The following is a 19,376-nucleotide window of genomic DNA, read 5'->3' as shown; positions in this document are numbered from 1 at the left end:
CGGCCCCTGTGACAGCGGCCCCCCGAACCGTCCCTAGTGACGGGGGCCATCACGCGCCTGAGGGCGCCTGTGCAGATTTGAAGATATCAGGATCGTAAGATGGGCAAGGTTACTGGATTTCTCGAGATCGACCGGCAGGTGGCGAAGTACCAGCCGGCATCCGACCGCATCCGCCATTTCCGTGAATTCACCATTCCGATGTCCGACCAGGAGGTGCAGAAGCAGGCCGCTCGCTGCATGGACTGCGGCATTCCTTACTGCCATGGGCCGACCGGGTGTCCGGTGCACAACCAGATCCCCGACTGGAACGACCTCGTCTACAACGGCAACTGGGACGAGGCGATCCGCAACCTGCATTCGACCAACAACTTCCCGGAATTCACCGGCCGCGTCTGCCCGGCTCCCTGCGAGGAAGCCTGCACGCTGAACCTCGAAGACGTGCCGGTAGCGATCAAGACGGTCGAGCAGGCGATTGCCGACAAGGCCTATGAGATGGGCTACATCGTGCCGCAGCCGGCCGTCACCAAGACCGGCAAGAAGGTCGCGGTCATCGGTTCCGGTCCGGCCGGCATGGCGGCCGCCCAGCAGCTCGCCCGCGCCGGCCACGAGGTCCATCTTTACGAGCGCGAGTCGAAGCCCGGCGGGCTGCTGCGCTACGGCATTCCGGATTTCAAGATGGAGAAGAACTTCATTGACCGCCGCGTCGAGCAGATGAAGGGCGAAGGCGTGACCTTCCACTGCGGCGTCAATGTCGGCGTCGATCTGGCCGTCCAGACGCTGCTCGACGACCATGACGCGGTGCTCTATTGCGGCGGCTCCGAGACCCCGCGCGATGCCGGAATCCCGGGCGTCGAATTCATCGGCGTGCATGACGCCATGCCCTATCTGGTGCAGCAGAACCGCCGCGTCGGCCGCGAGAACATCGACAGCGTCGGCTGGCCGTCCGAACCGATCGTTGCCGGCGGCAAGCATGTGGTCGTCGTCGGCGGCGGCGACACGGCGTCCGACTGCGTCGGCACCGCGTTCCGTCAGGGGGCGGTCAAGGTGACGCAGCTCGACATCCGCCCGCAGCCGCCGGAGAAGGAAGACAAGCTCGCCGTCTGGCCGTTCTGGGCGACGAAGATGCGCACCTCCTCCAGCCAGGCCGAGGGTGCGGTTCGCGAATTCCAGGTCGCGACGCTCGAATTCGTCGGCGACGAGGACGGTAACCTGACGGGCGTCAAGTGCTGCCAGGTGGATGATCGGCGCAAGCCGATTGCCGGTACCGAGTTCATCATCAAGGCCGACCTCGCCTTCATCGCCATCGGTTTCCGCGGTCCCTTCACCACCAGCGTGCTCAAGGATCTCGGCGACAGGCTGTCGCTGAATACCGACCGGCGCGGCTCGACCAACGTCGTTGCCAACGAGCGGGACTATCGGACTTCGGTCGACAAGCTCTGGACCGCCGGCGACGTCCGCCGCGGCCAGTCGCTCGTCGTCTGGGCGATCCGCGAAGGCCGCCAGGCGGCCCGCGCGATCGACGAGGCCCTGATGGGATCGACGGTGCTGCCGCGGTAGTTGGCGTTAATTAAGCGCTTCCTGTGTATGCGCCCTCGGCACTTCCGCTGGGCCGCCTCTTTCAATGGTTGTCATCCTCGGGCTTGACCCGAGGATCCAGGCACGGTCGCCAACGCGGTGCGCGCGCAACCGCACGCTGAGAACCGACGCACACGCCGAACCGAGCCGAGGAACCTTTGCGCATGGATCCTCGGGTCAAGCCCTGGGTCAAGCCCGAGGATGACACCCTTGGAGGAGGCTGACACGATCATCAAGGCCGGTTCCGGGTTCTTGGCGACTCGCGCTCAATTCCGCAGCAGCGGCTTGCTGATCACCGTCTCGGGCTTTGCCAACCTGAAATCGTCGATGCGGCCGGCCGGGGCGGCCGGAACTTCGCCCTTTTCGACGAGCAGGTCTCTCGGGCTCTTGCCGGTGCCCTTCTGCGGGGCACCCGCGCCCAAAAGGGCGGTGGCGCCGTCGAGCGCGGGATCGGTCACGCCGATCGGCGGCGTCTTGACGATATCCTCGTTGGCAAGCGGGGCGGTCACCACGAGGTCCTTGAGCCCCTCGGCGCCTGGCACGGCCGCATCCGCGGCCGCCTCGCCGAGCAGCTTGCGGATGTCCTTCTCGACATAGAAGGCGAGCTTGCGCTTGCCGGCCTTGGTCAGGTTGATGCCGTCGGAGCCGCGCAGGCGGACCTGCTGGCCGTTAATGTCAGAGCCGGTCAGCACGAACTTGCCTCCCTCATCGACGAAGCCGTCCCAGATGTCGATGAACTGACCGCCGACCTTCTCCGCTTCCTCGAGATAAATGCCGTTGAAGGTGACCATGTCGGCGGTCATGGCGGTCGATTGGAAGGGCGGCATGCCGACCCAGAGAAGCGGCAGATTGTCCTGTCGGGCAAGCGCGGCGAGGGCGTTGACGCGCTTGCGGTATTCGGTCGTCCAGAGGTCGGTGCGGAACGTCTCCTTGGTTTCGCCGATCCGCATCGCCTGCCGGTCATTGGCGCCGAGGCTGACGACGATGACCGAGGGCTTGAGCTCGGCGACGTAGCCCGGCAGGCTACCCGGCCAGTTGAAATAGTCGTCCCGGACAAGACCCGAGGAACCGTTGGCGCGCGTTTCGACCACGACGCCGGGCGTCATTTCAAAGGCGGTCTTCAGGCCGTCGCCGAGGCTCCCGGCAACGAAGTCGCCGATCACCAGAACCTTTTTCGCATTGGGCGACTTCTCCACCACGGGTGCCGGCGGCGGGGCGTCGGCGACACGCGGCTTGGCGCGCTGCTGGCGCGGCCGCTGCGGCTCGGCCGGCTGCTGCCGCCGCTTCTGTATGCGACGCGGCCTCGGCTGCGGCGGATAGGCGCTGGGGTCCTGGTATCGTCGCTGCGGGGCGAAGCCGCCGAAGAGCCGTTGAAACAGGGTGCGGCGCGGGGCGGGCTCCTGCGCCTCGGCCATGGTGGCAAAGAAGCCAGTAACCAGCATTGCGGCGGCGGCCATGAAGACCGGCGCCAGGCGCAAGAGAAGCAATCCTTTCCCGGCGTCTCTGGTTCTCAACATGATTACATCACCATCGAATGGCAGGGCGCCTTCACCATACGCCAAATCACGACGATTTGGGGGATCGAAAATCGTCGTGATCCGAGAGGGTTTCTGCCAGAGCGGTTACTTGCGCAGGGCGCGCAGCAGATTCTGCGTCGGTTCACCGTCCGGCGTCAGACCGTTCTGCGTCTGGAAGGCCTGGATCGCGGCTTTCGAGCCGGAGCCGAAATTGCCATCCACCTCGCCATCGTAATAGCCGAGTTCCTTCAGGCGGTTCTGCAGTTCGAACTTTTCGCTGATGTCAAGCGAACCGTCGGGCCGCGGCCAACGCTGCTGCATGCCGGCGTAACCGGAGATCTGGTCGGCGAGCAGCCCGACGCCGAGCGCATAGGAGTCGGAAGCATTATAGCGCTTGATGACGAAGAAGTTGCGGGTCATCAGGAAGCCCGGGCCACCGCCACCGCCAGGCAGCTTGAGTTCGGCCCGGGTTTTCGCGTTGCGGAATCCCTTGCCGTTCGGACGGAGGAAGCCGAGCGCTGCCCATTGGCCGAGCGTCTTGGTCTGGCCGGAATATTTGCCGGCATTGGCCGGCGGCACGACCTCGTAGCCCCAGGTCTCGCCCGCTTGCCAGCCGTTCTTCCTCAAAAGGTTCGCAGCCGTCGCCAGCGCATCGGGAACCGAATTCCAGATGTCGCGATGTCCGTTGCCGTCGGCGTCGACCGCATAAAGCAGGTAGCTGGTCGGGATGAACTGGGTATGCCCCATGGCGCCGGCCCAGGAGCCGGTCAGTTCGCGCGGCGTGATGTCGCCGCTCTGCAGGATCTTCAATGCGGCAATCAGCTGGGTCTTCGCAAATTTCGCCCGTTTCGGGTCCGCATAGGCAAGCGTTGCAAGCGCGCGCGGCACATAATGCAGCCGGTCGTCCTTCTGCAGAACGGCGCCATAATTCGACTCCATCGACCAGACCGCCAGAAGGATGGACCTGTCGACGCCGAAATGCCGCTCGATCGCGTCAAGCGTGCGCCCGTGTTTGGCCGCCATCTCCTGGCCGATGCGCCTGGTGTACGGATTGACACGCGAGTCGATATATTCCCAAATCTTGTGCTTGAATTCGGGCTGGTAGTTGGCCTTTTCGATGACGGCCGGGTCGGGGGTCTTCACGCCGGCGAAAGCCTTGCGGTAGGTCGCCTGGGTGATCCCGCTCTTGGCCGCCGTTGCGTAGAAGCTGTTGATCCAGTTCTGAAAACCTTGGTCCGCCCGCGCGGCAGAGGGGCCGAGAGCGGCGGCAACGACGAGAGCGGCGGCGATATGTCGGAAGAACGTCCTGCGGTTTCTGATCATCTGCTGTCGGTTCCGTTTCTCGGCGGAGCATTCAGCCGGCGTTCATGCCGGACCGATTACTCCGGGTTTTGCGAATGTTGCCCGCAGCGGCTGTGTCGGGTCAGTGGAGAAGCCTACAGAAACGAAGTCAACAAAGTCTTTACCATGAAATTCCCGAGTCGTCTCCCTTCGCAAAAAATGGCAAATGACGACGAATTCCGATTCAATTCGCCTGTTCAGGCTAGACTGAAGTTCACTCCAAGGAGGTGTTCATGACCGAGAAGCGTAAAGTCCGCAAAGCCGTCTTCCCCGTTGCCGGGCTGGGGACACGTTTTCTTCCCGCCACCAAGGCGGTGCCGAAGGAAATGCTGACGGTCGTGGACAAGCCGGTCATCCAGTATGTCGTCGACGAGGCACTGGAAGCGGGGATCGAGCACCTGATCTTCGTCACCGGCCGCAGCAAGGCGGTTATCGAGGACTATTTCGACATTCAGGTCGAGCTCGACCAGACGCTCAGAGAACGCAACAAGAAAGCCGAAATCGAGCTGCTCGAAGCGATACTGCCGAAGGCCGGGACGACGAGTTTCACCCGCCAGCAGGCACCGCTCGGCCTCGGCCACGCGGTCTGGTGCGCGCGCGATCTGGTCGGCAACGAGCCCTTCGCACTGCTTCTCCCCGACATGATCATGAAGGGTGAAAAGGGCTGCCTGAAAGGCATGGTCGACCTCTACGAACACAGCGGCGGCAATGTCGTCGCCGTCGAGGAATGCGCCCCCGAGCAGGCGCACAAATACGGCATCGTCGGCGTCGGCGATAGGGTCGGCGACGGCTTCAAGATCACCAAGATGGTCGAGAAGCCGGCCCGGGGCACGGCGCCGTCCAATTTCTTCATCAACGGCCGCTATATCCTGCAGCCGGAAATCTTCCCGATTCTGGAGCGCCAGGAGCGCGGCGCCGGCAACGAGATCCAGCTGACCGACGGGATGGTGAAGCTTGCCGAGGCACAGGCTTTCGCCGCCTATCATTTCCGCGGCGAGACCTTCGACTGCGGGGCGAAGGACGGCTTCATCCTCGCCAACGTCGCCTTCGCCCTCGAGCGCGCCGACATTCGCCCGACCGTCGAGGGGCCGCTCAAGACGCTGCTGCAAGGATTGAAGTAGTCTCATCGGAAGTCTCGGGCCGCGTCCCGACTGCATGATTCCTTAAATCGGAATCGATTTAAGGACAAAATCATGCAGCATTTCAAAGTGCTACAGCGTCCTTAGTGCGTCTGAAAAGACGCACGGCGCTGTAGATACGGCCTGAGTCCGCCGTCCGAGGCGCGGTGGAAGGCCGCTCACGGTGTGGTGTTCAGATGTCTCGCTCACCCGCGCCACATGGTGAGAATCGGTCACGACAAAATTGCTCCGGGTACAATATTGCGGTTGCGCTGATCCCACCCATTGGCAGATTGATGCGAAATCTCCCAAGGAGCGTCATCAATGGCCGAAGCGGCATCCCACGCAAAACCCCTGCCAACCTATGCAGACATAGAGGTGGCCAGCCGCCGCATCGCCGGCATCGGCATCGTGACGCCGTTGCTCGAATCCCCCTGGCTCAACCGCGAGCTTGGCGGCCGGCTTCTCATCAAGGCGGAGAACTTGCAGGTAACCGGTTCGTTCAAGCTTCGAGGCGCTGCGAACCGGATGAAGGCGCTGACGGAGGACGAGCACCGGCGCGGCGTCGTGGTCCGTTCCTCCGGCAATCACGGCTTGGCGATCGCCTATTGCGCCAGCCTGATCGGCACCTCGGCCACCGTCGTGGTCCCCGATACCGCTCCGGCCGCCAAAGTCGAGCGAATCAAGGGCTACGGCGCCACGGTCGTCCAGGCGCCGATGCAGAAGATTGCCGAGGTAGCGGCCGATATCGCCAGTCGCGAAGGGCGCGTCTTCGTCGATCCGGCCGACGACTTCTGGGTCGTCGCCGGCCAGGGCACCGTCGGCCTCGAGATCGCGGACCAGACGGTGGCGCTCGGGGCGACGATCGATGACGTTGTTGTCCCCTGCTCGGGTGGCGGGCTGGCCGGAGGCTGTGCTCTCGCACTTGAGCAAAGGTCGCCCGGAACCAGGGTCCATGGCGTCGAGGCGGCCGGATTCGAAAAGATGGCGAATTCGCTGGCGGCGGGTCGGCGGATCAATCTTCCGCCGGGCGGGCGTTCGATCTGCGATGCGATCACCGGTCTCTACATGGCCGAAATCCCGTTCGACATCGTCAGGAACAGGCTGGCGGGAACCTTCGCTGCTACGGACGGGGAAACCCTGATGGCGATGCGCGTCGCCTTCGGCGAGTTCGGCCTCGGCGTCGAGCCCGGCGGGGCGGTGGCCCTAGCGGCAGTTCTGAGCGGCAAGATGCCGATTGGCGGAAAGACCGTCGTCGTTGTTCTCTCCGGCCGGAACGTGAACCCCGACCTTGCCCGGCGGGCGTTGCAGCAGGAAGCAGCCTGATGCCCCGTTTCAGCAATCAGGAGCGCCTGCCGTGGAAATAAACGCCATCCCTTTCGAAATCACCGACTGGGCCGAGGTCGAGGCAACCGAGCACAAGGGTGAAACGGGCGTCGCCTACTGGCGGACGCGGTGGTTCGGTCCGATACGCGTGCGCGTCGTCGAATACACGCCTGGCTATCTTGCCGACCATTGGTGCTCCAAAGGACACATTCTCTACTGCCTGGAGGGCGAACTGCATACGGAATTGCAGGATGGACGGCGGTTTGTTCTGAAACCCGGCACGAGTTATCAGGTGGCCGACAATTCACGTCGGTCGGGGCAAAGCTGTTCGTCGTGGACTGAGGAGGGCGCCGACGGGAGCGCGGTCAACGCCGCAGCGTCAGGCCGACGCCGACGCGCGTCGTGTCGCTCGAAGGTCCGACATCCCTGTTCGTGCGCTCGTAGCTGACGTCCCCTGTCAGCGCCAGATAGCGGCTCATGTCCCATGTCAGACCGGCGCCGGTGCGCCAGGTGGCCTCGTCGGATGCGGTGGCATCCGACGGGAAATCGCGCAGTGTCAGGCTGTTCGATAGAGTCGCGACCAGTGTCGAACGGAGCTGGTGGGTGATGATATTGGTCAGCTCGTAGTTGATCGAGCCCGGGTTGTCCGCGGTCGTCGATGGATCGAGATAGGTCAAGAGGCCGAACAGCACGTCGGTGCCGCGCTGCGGCGACCAGTTGACCCGCCCGTCGACCGAGAGGCCGCCGAGGTCGCCCAGCCGGTCGTCGTCGAAACGATAGGTCTCGTAGCCGAGCGCGAGTTCGCCGTTGAGCTTCTCGCCGAGATCCACCTCCAGGCCGCCACGGCCCGCATAGCTCACATAGGAACGCTCGAAGCCGAGTGTATCGCGCCTGAGATCGTAGATGGATTTGCCGACCGAGGCCTCGAGGAAGGGGATGAGGGCCGGCGACAGCTCGTAGCCGAGGCGTCCGGTGAGCGTGCCGGTATTGCGGTCGCGATCCTCCTGCGACAGCGTCGTTCCGTTGTCGAGATCGACATCGCCATAGGTCTGGCGCTCGAAGTCGAGGCCGACGGAGCCGCGAATGAGACCGAGGTCGCGCTCGACCGCGGCGCCCAGCCGGTAGGTGTTGACCGCCGATTGCTCCTCCGCATTGGCGATGGCGTTCGGATCGTTGGCGTCCTCACGCTCGAAACTGTAGCCCGCGCTCAGTCTGGCCACCGTCTCGTCGCTCAAGTCGAGACGCAGCTTCGCATCGGCGTCGGCGCGCGGTTCTTCCTCGCCTTCGCCCGATATGTTGTTCTGCAGCACGCCTTCGCCGGTCACGCTCAACTGATGGCGCGACCAGTCCGAGGTGAGCGAGCCTTTGAGGCCGGTTTCGAGAAAGCTGCGGCTCTGGCTGGTGCTGCCGTTTTTCTGCCGCTCGTGATTGAGGGTTTCGCTGAGCGCCGGTTTCAGGACGAAGCTGCCGATGCGCAGGCCAGTCGCCTGGCCGGCCTCCGGATCGATGCGCCTGCGCAGGCCGTCGATCGTCTCCTCGCGCCGGTTGAGGCGGTTGAAATCCTCGTCCAGGGCCGGCGGAAGGTCTGAGGCTGCAACGGCGCCGGTCGTCTGGGGATCGGTGATCGCCGGGGTGGCCGCGTCAGCCATTGCGGCGGCGATCGGGGCGTTCATGCCTGGCGAGGTCTCGAGGCTTTGCGCGCCCGCGGGTCCGGCGAAAACAAGGACGCAGCCCGCCAGAAGCCTGGCTCGCTTTTTCACAAGCAAGGCGCCCGCCTTGATCGAGCCTGAAATCCTGGGCGCCATCTGCCGTCTGTCCGCGAACCTGATTGCAATCGTTTCGCAATCGTAAAGGCACGTGGTTAAGCAATCGTTTCTGAAGGGAAATCAGCCGAGAATGGTCCCGCGTCATTCCTGCATTGAGGCAGAGCGCTCAAGCAGGTCGATCAGGGCGTTGCGACCGCGTTCACCGGCAAGGTCCGCCGCAGTCTTCCCCGATTTCGAAACGAGGCGCGGATCGGCTCCGTATCGCATAAGTAAACGAGCGGCGTCGAGGTTAGCCAGACGCGCTGCGATCATCAGCGCCGTCTCGCCTTCGCTGTCTTGCGCGTTTGGGTTCGCTCCTTTCTCCAATAAGTACCGCAAGTCGGCAACGTTGTTCTCGGCAGAAACCAGCATGACGAGGGAATACCCTGATCCGGTAACTTGGTGAATATCAGCGCCGTTGCCAAAAAGTATTGTTCCCAATAGTGGGTCTGAAAATGGCTTTTTACACCCAGTATTATCATAATAAAGGAAAAGAGGAATCCCGTCCAATTGCCACTCGCTGTTGTGACTTTTTACGTTATCGCCCATTGTTATTCGGCGATACACTCCAACAGGATTACCGGAGCAGACGCCGTCGGCTATTGATACAGGCAGGATCCAAGGTCGGGTAAAATAGACAAAAGCGATAAGCCAAGACGACACGAGGGCAACGAGAACCCTGCCTGCGATTACCGAGAACTTCTTCATTCCGTGCCTGCGGTGCGCCTCGATCGCATTAAAGACTTGCTTCCGCTCGCTCGACGGTCAGCTGCCGGCCGCTGCTCGCGACAATCCGCACCCGGGTGCCCGCGGGCAGGTCGGGCCCCTCGACGACCCAGGTCGTGTCGTCGAGGCGGACGCGGCCGCGGCCCTCGGCAATCGGTTGTTCGAGCACTGCGGTGCGGCCGACGAGACTCTCGCCGCGCTTGTTGAGCAAGGGCTCGTCGCTCTTCGACGAAGAGACGACGAAGCGTCGGCCAATGAAGACGGAGGCGATCGACAGCAGCGCGAAAACGACGACCTGGACCTCCCAAACCCAGAATGCCGTTTCCCAGAGGAGGAGAGAGAGGCCGCCGGTGATGAGCGCTGCAAGGCCGATCCACACCAGGAAAACGCCCGGCAGCATCACTTCCGCCGCCAGCAGGGCGAGGCCCAGGACCCACCAGCTCCAGGGCCCGAGTTCGATAGCGAAGCGCTGGATCATGGTACGACGCGTACGGGTTCTCTACGGGGTTGGACGCTGGCCCGGTTTGCGGCGTCGATCGGCGCGGGCGCGGGGAAGCCGGCGCCTGGCCGTCGCCGAACACTTCCCGGGCGATCGCGCCGATGCCGCCGAGCGAGCCGATCAGCGACGACGCTTCCATCGGCATCAGGACGATCTTCTGGTTGTTCGCGGTGCCGATCGCAGCCAAGGCCTCGGTGTATTTCTGCGCGACGAAATAGTTGATCGCCTGCACGTCGCCGGCCGCGATCGCTTCGGAAACCATGCGGGTCGCCTTCGCTTCCGCCTCGGCCAAGCGCTCGCGCGCCTCCGCCTCGCGATAGGCGGCTTCGCGTTGGCCTTCCGCCTCGAGGATCGCCGATTGCTTGGCGCCTTCGGCGCGGAGGATCTGCGCATTCCTGCTGCCTTCGGCTTCGAGCACCTGGGCGCGCTTCTCGCGCTCTGCCTTCATCTGCCGGGCCATCGCCTCGACAAGGTCGGTCGGCGGCGCGATGTCCTTGATCTCGACGCGGGTGATCTTGATGCCCCAGGGATTGGCCGCCTCGTCGACGACGCGCAGCAGCCGGTCGTTGATCGTGTCGCGGTTGGAAAGCAGTTCGTCGAGATCCATCGAGCCCATGACGGAGCGGATGTTGGTCATCGTCAGATTGAGCAGGGCGTTTTCGAGATTGGCGACCTGATAGGCGGCCTGAGCGGGGTTCAGCACCTGGTAAAAGGCCACCGCATCGGCCGAGACGCTCGCATTGTCCTTGGTGATGACCTCCTGGGTCGGTACGTCGAGGACCTGCTCCATGACGTTCATCTTGGCGCCGATCCGATCGAAGTAGGGGACGATGAAGTTCAGGCCGGGCTCTATGGTCTTCACGTAGCGACCGAAACGCTCGATCGTATAGCGATAGCCCTGCGGAACGGTCTTGATCCCGGCAAAAAGCGTCAAGAATACAAGAACAACGAGTGCGATAACCGCGTAATCGAAGCCGCCCAAGGATAGTCCTCCCTCTTCGCAACTCCAGGACTTGGAGTGCCGCCCAGCCCATGACGTGGCGATTCGCCGCAATATTTCAAGCACCCGGCCGAGTTGACTACAGCGCCGCGCGTCTTATCAGACGCGCAAAGGTCGCTGTAGGACTTTGAATTGCTGCATGTCTTTGTCCTTAAATCGAGGTCGATTTGAGGAGACATGCAGCAGGCATTCCGGCTCGCTTTGCGGCATTCCGGTTTAATAAAGCTCAAACCAGTTGTCGTCTAAGGTCGGTCTTCTGAACGTGATGAAAGGCCGAACGCAGCGCGATGAATGGCATCTGGGGGCAGTTTGTTGGCAACCTCGCATTTGTAAGCCTGGCGATCTCGATCTGGGCGCATTTGTCGATCTGGCTCCGCCGGCGGTTTGCCGGACATGACAAGATCCTCTTCGGACTGATGGCCGGCGTTGCATCGATCGGCTCGATCCTGCTCGCCGTCGACTTCGGCCCCGGCATCCATATGGACCTGCGCTTCGCGCCGCTCGCTCTCGCCGGCATGTTCGGCGGGCCGTTGGCGGCGGCACTGAGTGCATTCCTCGCCGCTGCTTTCCGGGCGGCGCTCGGCGGTGTTTCGGCCATTGATGGCGTCATCGCGATCCTTGCTGTCACAGGCATGGGCCTGAGCGTCAACCTCGTCATGAAGAAGAGGTCTCCGACGCTTCTCTCCGTCGTCGTGTTCGGCGTGGCGGTGGGGGGGCTGCTGACCGTGCTGATGGCGGTGCTGCCTACCCTGTCGAAAGCTCACGCCCTGGCGGCAATGGGCCTGCCCATGGCGGCGATGAATTGCGCGGCCACCATCGTCTGCGGTTTCATCGTGCTGACGACGCAGCATCTGGAACTTGAGCGCAGGATGCTGGAGACCGCGTTCTCCCAATCGCCCGACTATCTCTACGTGAAGGACAGAGACAGCCGCTTCATTACCGTCAACGAAAACATGATCCGCCTCTACCGCTTCAAGACGACGGTCGAGATGGTGGGTCTTTCGGATTTCGATCTCCATCCGCAAAAGCTTGCCGAGGAACTGTATCATCGAGAGCAGGAGGTGATGCGGACGGGCGTGCCCCTTCTCGATTCCCTCGAGCATATCGAAGGCCGCGACCTGCTCGCCTCCAAGGTGCCGCTGCGCGACAAGGAGGGACGCGTCATCGGTCTGGCGGGCGTCACGCGCGACATCACGGACCGCACCGCGCTCGAGCGGGAGCTGCGCGAAAGCAAGAACCTGCTCTCCCACGCGATGGCGGGAATGTCCGACGGCTTCGCCATGTTCGACCGGCAGGGCTATCTGATCTTCTGCAACGAGCAATACCGCAATGCCTTTCCGCTGTCGGGAAGCGCCCGGGTGGTCGGCGCGCATATCAGCGATATCGTTCGCCAAACCGCCGAAACACGCGAGCGGCTCAACGTCCCTTACGATTCGGTGGACGAGTGGATCACTGTGGCGACGTCCACATTGCACCGCAACAAGGACGAGGAGGTTCAGCTTCACAACGGCGATTGGCGCAGCATCAAGACAAGGCTCGCGACGGACGGTACGGCGATGGTGGTCGTCTCGGACATCACGGTGATGAAGCAGGCCGAAATCGCTCTCAGGCTTTCGGCCGAGCAGTTGAAGAACCTGGCGGAGACGGACGGATTGACCGGCATCGTCAACCGTCGCGCCTTCGATGAGGCCTTCATGCGCGAGGCGGCCAGATGCGCAAGGGGCAACGCGCCGCTCAGCCTGCTGATGATCGATCTCGATCGGTTCAAGGCGTACAACGACACCTACGGCCATCCGGCCGGCGATCAGTGCCTGCGGCTCGTCAGCAAGTGTCTTCTCAATTCGGCGAAACGCCCGGGCGATATCGTCGCCCGCTACGGTGGCGAGGAATTTGTCGTCCTGTTGCCGGAGGCCGACGAGAAGGCCGCGGCCGTCGTTGCCGAGAAATTCGCCCGTCTGCTCGGCGAGGAAAACATCGTCCATGCGCAAAGCGAATTCGGACATGTCACGGCAAGCATCGGCATAGCCTCGGCGATGGGGCATCTCCTGCAGGCAGAGCCGGGCCGCCTCCTGTCGGAAGCGGACGCCGCTCTCTACGAAGCGAAGATGCGCGGCCGCAATCGCATTCTCGTGCGCGTGCTCGCCGATGCCGCGGACGTCAAGTTGGCTGGTTAGGGCGCAGGCTTCGGAACGAGCCGCAAGACTTTCCGGCTCACCGATCGCGATCTCACGCGGTGCGCATCATGTGCGTGCACCTACACGCGGCAGTGGATATTCCATGCACCCAATGGTAGTCTGATCATGGTCGTCTGACGACGTGAAACCGGAGAGGTGTCATGATTCGGTTGGGTACCAAGTATCAACACCTCGTTCACGGCACTGGCTGCGGCTGCCTCAGCCCCGTTCTAGAGCAAGCATCGCGCCGTCTGGATGAATTTTCCCGCAGAAGCTTTCTTGCCGGTTTAGGTGCAGCGGCTGTCACCGGGATAATGCCTGGGCCATCCTTTGCCCAGGAACCGGCCTCCAAGATTCTCTTGAGCAAGGTCCGGTTGTTCGATGGCAAGTCCGACACATTGCGGGCCGGGGTCCAGGTCCTCATCGAGGGCAACAGGATCACGTCCGTCGACACAACGAACAGCGCTCCGCCGTCCGGAGCGACGGTCATAGACTGCGGCGATCGCGTTCTCATGCCTGGCATGATCGATGCGCACTGGCATACGCTCTATGCTGCCGTTCCCTTGGCGGTCATCGCGACAGGCGATCCCGGCTTCGTCTTCTCCGCCTCCACGGCCGAAGCCGAACGGACGCTCATGCGCGGCTTTACCACCGTGCGTGACCTGGGCAGTCCCGTCTTCTCGTTCAAGCAAGCGATCGACAGCGGTGTCATACCGGGTCCGCGCATCTTTCCGTCAGGTGCGATGATCACCACCTCCGGCGGGCATGGCGACCTTCGCATGCCGAGTGAGATTCCACCCGACTCCGGGCGGCTCAGCGTCAGTGAACTGGTGGGCGCGTCGGCGATCGCCGACAGCATAGGGGACTTGAAGCAACGCGTTCGGGAGCAGCTCCTGCAGGGCGCCTCGCAGGTCAAGATCGTCGGAGGCGGTGGCGTGTCGTCGCCACGCAGTCCGCTCGACATGTCGACCTTCAGCGAAGAAGAGCTGCGTGAGGCGATCGACGTTGCCCGGGACTGGAACACCTACGCCACCGTGCACGCCTATGCCCCGAACACCGTGCAGCGGGCGATCGCGGCGGGAGCGGCGTGCATCGAACATGCGCATCTGATGGACGAGGAGACGGCAAGGATCATGGCCGACAAGGAAGTCTGGCTCAGCACCCAACCTTTCCTGTCGACGGAGGATGTCGCCCCGCAGGCCGGGCCATCCGCCGAACGCATGCACCAGGTCTTCGCCGGGACTCCGAGGATCTACGAGCTTATTCGCAAGCATGGGATCAAGGCGGCATGGGGTTCGGATGTCCTCTTCTCACCGGAAATAACGCCGCGCCAAGGCATCATGCTGACCCATCTCACCAACTGGTACACGAATGCCGAGACGCTCCGGATGGCGACATCGGTCAATGCGGAGTTGCTTGCGCTTTCCAATCTGCGCAATCCGTATCCGGGTAAGCTGGGAGTTATAGAGGAAGGCGCACTCGCGGATATGCTGGTCGTGGACGGCAATCCGCTTGAGGACATCCGACTGATCGAAGATCCCGGAAAGAACCTGGCCGTCATAATGAAGGACGGCAAGGTCCATAAGAACACGCTTTGAGTTCTGCAGTCCTACAGCGCCATGCGCGACCGCCGCGAGGCCGCAACACAAAAGACAATCCAAGCCTCTCAAATTCCGCTCAGGGCTGAGGTCGGGCGGTGCCGCCGGTGCCCTGGCTGCGGCTGAAGAGACGCGCCTTGATTTGCTCGCGAACGGTCTGGATCAGGACATAGAGCAAGGGGATGAGCAGGAGGCCGATGACCGTGCCGACGAGCAGTCCGCCGAACACCGTCATGCCGATGGCGCGGCGGCTGCCTGCGCCTGCGCCTGTGGCGATCACGAGGGGAACGACTCCGAGAATCGACGCCACTGCCGTCATGAGAACCGGGCGAAAGCGCTGGGCCGTGCCTGCTGCTGCGGCTTCGCGCGTCGTCATCCCCTCCTCGCGCCGTTCCTTGGCGAACTCCACGATGAGGATGGCGTTTTTCGCGGCAAGCCCGATCAATAGAACGAGGCCGATCTGCACGTAGATGTTGACGTCGATCGATGCGAGCATCAGAGCCGCGAGGGCACCGAGCACGGCAACGGACACGGAGAGCATCACCGCGAGGGGAACACTCCAGCTTTCGTACTGCCCGACGAGAAAGAGATAGGTGAAGATGATGCCCATGATGAGAATGGCGACCGTCTGGTTGCCGGCCTGTCGCTCCTGCAGTGCGAGCCCCGTCCACTCGAATCCGAAGCCCTCCGGCAGGTTCTGCTCCGCAAGGGACGCCATGATGGCGAGGGCCTCGCCGGTGCTTGTCCCGGTTGCGGCTTGACCATTGATCGACGCAGAAGGAAACAGATTGTAGCGGCTTATCGCGTTCGGCCCGTAGATGGTCGAGATGGACAGGAGGGCCTGCAGAGGCACCAGTTCCCCGTTCCGACTGCGGACGCGGAGCCGCTGAATGTCCTCGACCCGGCTACGGAACTGCGGCTCATCCTGGATGCGCACCTGATACACGCGCGAGAAGATGTTGAAATCGTCGACATAGGACGATCCGAGATGGGACTGCATAGCGCTGAAGATGGTCGCCGTCGAAACGCCGAGCAGTTCCGCCCGGCGGCGATCCACGTTGAGGAAGACCTGTGGCACGTCTGCCGTGAAGGTGCTGAAGACACTGGCGAGGCCCGGGGCCTGGTTCGCCTTGACGATCAGGCCGCGCATCACCTCCGCAAGCTCCTGCTGGCTCTGGCCGTCGCGCGCCTGAAGCCTCAGATCGAAGCCGCCGGTTGCGCCAAGTCCCGGAATGGCCGGAGGATTGAACGGCACGACGAAGGCGGTGGGAATCCGGGCGAATTCGGCGCGCAGGTGGTTCATGATCGCGTCGATGCTTTCATCGGCGCTGCTGCGTTCCTCCCAGGGATTGAGCGCGGCGATCACCATCCCCGCATTCGAGCCGCCGCCGCCCACCATGCTGTTGCCGGCGATGCCGACGGAATTCGCAACGCCGGGCGCTCGGCGCAAGATCCCGACGACGGCGTCGAGCGCCTGTTGGGTCCTCTCAAGCGACGCGGCATTTGGCAGTTGCACGTTGATGAAGAGGTATCCCTGGTCCTCCATCGGCACGAACCCGGTCGGAAGCGTCCGGAACAATCCATAGACCCCTCCGAGGATCGCGAGGAGAAGCACCGAGGCGATCACCAGCCGTCGCGACATGCGGTCCAGCATGTCGAGATACCATTGCCGGGAGACGTCGAGGCCACGGTTGAACCTCCCGAAAATCCCGCGCCGGTTCTGGCGCGGCCGCTCGAGCATGAGGACGCACAGGGCCGGACTGAGCGTCAGTGCGTTGATGGTGGAGAAACTGATCGTGACCAGGATCGTTACCGCGAACTGGCGATAGAGTTGCCCGGTGATCCCCGGCACGAACGCGATCGGGACGAACAGCGCCGCAAGGACGAGCGTGGTCGCTACGATCGGACCCGTCACCTGCGTCATCGTGCGTTGGGTCGCGTCGCGGACGTCCAAGCCCTCTTCGCTCATCACACGCTGCACGTTCTCGACGACGATGATTGCGTCGTCGACGACCAGGCTGATGGCGAGGATGACGGCGAAGAGCGTGATGGTGTTGGCCGAGTAGCCCAGCAGATAAAGGACAGCGAAGCCGCCGATCAGGGACACCGGAATTGTCAGCGTCGGTATGACCGTCGCCCGCCAGTCCTGCAGGAAGAGGTAGGTGACGGCGACCACGAGCGCGAAAGTGATCGCAAGCGTGATGCCGATTTCCTTGATCGTTTCGGTAATGAAGGCGGTGGTGTCGAAGACGACCGCATAGGCTACGTCCTCGGGAAACTGTCGCGAAAGCCGATCGAGCTCGGAGAGGACTGCCCTCGACACTGCAAGCGCATTGGCGTCGGCGCTCTGGTACACGACGACTGTCGCGCTCGGCTGCCCGTTGAAACTGGACGTCGTGTCGTAGGATTGCGCACCGAGTTCGACGCGCGCAACGTCGCGGAGGCGGACGATCGCACCGTCCGCATTGGCGCGAACGATGATGTTGGCGAAATCCTCCTCGGTCGCGAGGCGCCCTTGGGCCATGATCGTGAGTTGCAACTGCTGGCCCGAGGCCGCAGGCGGAGATCCCAGCTGGCCGGCAGACGCCTGCGCGTTCTGGGCTTGTATGGCGCTCGCCAGGTCTGCAGCGGTGATGCCGAGGGCTTGCATCTGGTCCGGGTTCATCCAGATGCGCATGCTGTATGACGGGCCGAAAATGCCGGCCTCGCCGACGCCGGCAACCCGGGCGATCGCATCGCGAATATTGTTGGCGGCAAAGTTGCTTATGAATATCTCATCGCGCGTTCCCTTCGGGGAATAGATCGCGACGCCCATCAGCATGCTGGACGACCGCGCTCTCACGGACACCCCCGTCTGGGTTACGGAGGCGGGAAGGCGCGGCGTCGCGAGTGCGACACGATTCTGCACGTTCACTTGCGCCATTGCCGGATCGGTGCCGACTGCGAAGGTCACGGTCAGCGAGTAGGTTCCGTTGTTGCTGCTCGCCGACGACATGTAAAGCATGTCCTCGACCCCGTTGACCTGGTCCTCGATCGGCGCCCCGACGCTCTCTTCCAGCACGCTGGCATTGGCCCCCGGATAGCTCGCGGTGACCTGAACCTCCGGCGGCGTGATCTGCGGGAATTGAGCGATCGGAATCTGAGACAGCGCCAGCGCACCGGCGATGGCCATGACCACGGCGATGACCATGGCGAGACGTGGGCGGTCGATGAAATGGGCCGACAGGTTCATTGGCTTGACGATCCCGGCGCCGAACCGGATGTCGGCGCCATGACATTCGTCGCGGCGTCGCCGGCTGATACGCTCTGCGCCTCGACGGCGGCACCCGGGGAGACGCGCTGGAGGCCCTGGACGATGAGCTGCTCCCCGCCCTTCAGCCCCTCTTCGACGACCCAGTTTTGTCCGAGCTGCGTGGAGACGCGAATGCGCTGCACGGCGGCGCGGCTCTCCCCGTCGACGACGAGCACGAAGCGGCCGTCGCGGTCCTGCTCAACCGCCCCGATGGGTACAACCGGACGCTGCTGCCGATCCGCGGGCTCGACGATCACCGTCACGAACTGCCCCGGCATGAGGAGCGATTGCGCATTGGCGAAAAGCGCTCGGATCGGCAGCGTCCCGGTCTGCACGTCGACCTCATTTTCGAAGAATTCGACCTTCCCTGCCTGCTGGTAGGGCTCGCCATTCGAGAGACGCAGCTTGAGGGTATAGCGCTTTGCCAATTCGTCCTTGCCCGCCCCTCCGGCGGCAGTCCGCAAGTCGAGGATAGTACGATCGCTGACCGAGAAGACCACGCGGATGGGATCCGCCTGAACCACCCGGGCCAACGGCTCCGACGAAGGGCTGACAAGACTTCCCACGGAGAAGGCGGCGCGGCCGATCCGGCCACCGATCGGGGCCTTTATGTGCGTGTAGCCGAGATTGATCTCCGCCTGTTCGACCCTGGCCTGTGCTGATAGGACGCCTGCCCGGGCAGTGTCGCGCGCCGCCTGGCTCTCCTCAAGCACGGCCTGCGAGACGGTGCTCCGGAGCGCCTGGTTTCGCTGGAACTGGCGCTCGGCATTATCGAGCGTCGTCTGGGCGGCGACGAGGACCGCCTGTGCATCCTGGAGCGCGAGCTCGTAGGCCGTGCGCTCGAGGGTGAAGAGGTCCTGATCCTTGTCGACGTTTTGGCCTTCGGCGAAGAGCCGGTTCTCCAGGAAGCCCTCGATCCTGGCTCGGATGTCGACTGCGTTGAGGGCCTCGACCCGGCCAACGAACTCGTAGCCGGGCGACACGTCTTCGACCTGAACGGTCATGACGCCCACGACGGGCGCATTCTGGGCGATGCCGTCTGCGGTCGCGCAGAACAGAAGGCTGCCCAGGCCTAGAACGAACTCCACAGACCGAAACACCGTTCTGAACATCGAAGACCCCGCTTCGAGTTTCCGATGCAAGCCTCCTAATGGCGAGGCTGCTATCAGGCCGCCTGACGCGGCCTTCTTAGAGAGGGAGATCCCTGGGAATGCCTGTCGGGACTTGTCACACGCCGAAGGAGGGGTCGTTTCGTCTGCATATTGCCCTCTATCGGTAACCCGCTGGGAGCGCTTTACGAGAGATATGCACGGATGCAGCGCGGACGCTGCAACGCCTAGAAGTGTCAGGCCGAAGGATCGGCAAGTTATACGCGCAAAGACGGTGTCCTTCAAGCAAAATGACG

12 protein-coding genes and 2 pseudogenes are annotated in these 19,376 nt (G+C 63.1%); 6 read left to right on the top strand and 8 right to left on the bottom strand.

The genetic code is table 11. The features are described from left to right. Nucleotides 1-99: 99 nt before the first annotated feature. Entirely contained in the window at nt 100-1,557 is a 1,458-nt protein-coding gene (locus tag NGR_RS25490) for a glutamate synthase subunit beta (RefSeq protein WP_012709369.1), read from the top strand. A gap of 284 nt (nt 1,558-1,841) precedes the next feature. On the opposite strand, the gene NGR_RS25485 is transcribed toward NGR_RS25490, so the two are convergent. Then, on the bottom strand, nt 1,842-3,092 hold the full coding sequence (locus NGR_RS25485) for an SGNH/GDSL hydrolase family protein (protein ID WP_012709368.1): 1,251 nt from the start codon (nt 3,090-3,092) through the stop codon (nt 1,842-1,844). Between the two features lie 105 nt (nt 3,093-3,197). After that, the gene (locus tag NGR_RS25480; protein WP_012709367.1) at nt 3,198-4,415 is read right to left on the bottom strand and encodes a lytic murein transglycosylase; all 1,218 of its coding nucleotides are present in this window, start codon (nt 4,413-4,415) and stop codon (nt 3,198-3,200) included. A 251-nt stretch (nt 4,416-4,666) separates the two neighbouring features. Between NGR_RS25480 and galU the strand changes: the two genes are divergently transcribed. The 3 genes and pseudogenes from galU to NGR_RS32455 all read left to right on the top strand — a co-directional run bounded on the left by galU (nt 4,667) and on the right by NGR_RS32455 (nt 7,219). Next, a complete protein-coding gene (gene galU, locus NGR_RS25475) occupies nt 4,667-5,554 on the top strand; it encodes a UTP--glucose-1-phosphate uridylyltransferase GalU (protein WP_012709366.1) in 888 nt (295 codons plus the stop codon). 321 nt (nt 5,555-5,875) lie between these two features. After that, the gene (locus NGR_RS25470; protein ID WP_012709365.1) at nt 5,876-6,877 is read left to right on the top strand and encodes a threonine ammonia-lyase; all 1,002 of its coding nucleotides are present in this window, start codon (nt 5,876-5,878) and stop codon (nt 6,875-6,877) included. A gap of 31 nt (nt 6,878-6,908) precedes the next feature. Continuing rightward, nucleotides 6,909-7,219 (top strand): annotated as a pseudogene (locus tag NGR_RS32455) (DHCW motif cupin fold protein). Nucleotides 7,220-7,242: 23 nt separating this feature from the next. Here NGR_RS32455 and NGR_RS25465 read toward each other — a convergent pair. From NGR_RS25465 to NGR_RS25450, 4 genes and pseudogenes are all read right to left on the bottom strand, one after another. Next, nucleotides 7,243-8,682, bottom strand: coding sequence for an outer membrane beta-barrel protein (locus NGR_RS25465; protein ID WP_012709364.1), 1,440 nt, complete (start codon nt 8,680-8,682; stop codon nt 7,243-7,245). Nucleotides 8,683-8,784: 102 nt separating this feature from the next. Next, complete coding sequence (locus tag NGR_RS25460; RefSeq protein WP_012709363.1) at nt 8,785-9,390, bottom strand: ankyrin repeat domain-containing protein; 606 nt, start codon at nt 9,388-9,390, stop codon at nt 8,785-8,787. Between the two features lie 28 nt (nt 9,391-9,418). Continuing rightward, nucleotides 9,419-9,886 carry an NfeD family protein gene (locus NGR_RS25455; RefSeq protein ID WP_012709362.1) on the bottom strand — a complete coding sequence of 156 codons (468 nt, stop codon included), beginning with the start codon at nt 9,884-9,886 and terminating at the stop codon, nt 9,419-9,421. Between the two features lie 13 nt (nt 9,887-9,899). Then, nucleotides 9,900-10,889: pseudogene (locus tag NGR_RS25450) on the bottom strand (SPFH domain-containing protein); the annotation flags it as partial. Between the two features lie 305 nt (nt 10,890-11,194). Between NGR_RS25450 and NGR_RS25445 the strand changes: the two are divergent. Further along, nucleotides 11,195-13,081, top strand: a complete 1,887-nt coding sequence (locus NGR_RS25445) for a diguanylate cyclase (RefSeq protein WP_012709361.1) — start codon at nt 11,195-11,197, stop codon at nt 13,079-13,081. A 161-nt stretch (nt 13,082-13,242) separates the two neighbouring features. Next, a complete protein-coding gene (locus NGR_RS25440) occupies nt 13,243-14,679 on the top strand; it encodes a metal-dependent hydrolase family protein (RefSeq protein ID WP_012709360.1) in 1,437 nt (478 codons plus the stop codon). A gap of 79 nt (nt 14,680-14,758) precedes the next feature. Here NGR_RS25440 and NGR_RS25435 read toward each other — a convergent pair whose 3' ends face one another. Continuing rightward, the gene (locus NGR_RS25435; protein ID WP_012709359.1) at nt 14,759-17,911 is read right to left on the bottom strand and encodes an efflux RND transporter permease subunit; all 3,153 of its coding nucleotides are present in this window, start codon (nt 17,909-17,911) and stop codon (nt 14,759-14,761) included. Continuing rightward, on the bottom strand, nt 17,908-19,083 hold the full coding sequence (locus NGR_RS25430; RefSeq protein ID WP_012709358.1) for an efflux RND transporter periplasmic adaptor subunit: 1,176 nt from the start codon (nt 19,081-19,083) through the stop codon (nt 17,908-17,910). The genes NGR_RS25435 and NGR_RS25430 overlap by 4 nt, the downstream gene beginning before the upstream one ends. Nucleotides 19,084-19,376 lie beyond the last annotated feature (293 nt).

The sequence above is a fragment of the Sinorhizobium fredii NGR234 genome (genome assembly GCF_000018545.1).
In the GTDB taxonomy this organism is placed as follows: Bacteria; Pseudomonadota; Alphaproteobacteria; order Rhizobiales; family Rhizobiaceae; genus Sinorhizobium; species Sinorhizobium fredii_A.
The sequence above is the reverse complement of the archived record's forward strand: the minus strand, read 5'-3'. Positions and strand labels throughout refer to the sequence as shown.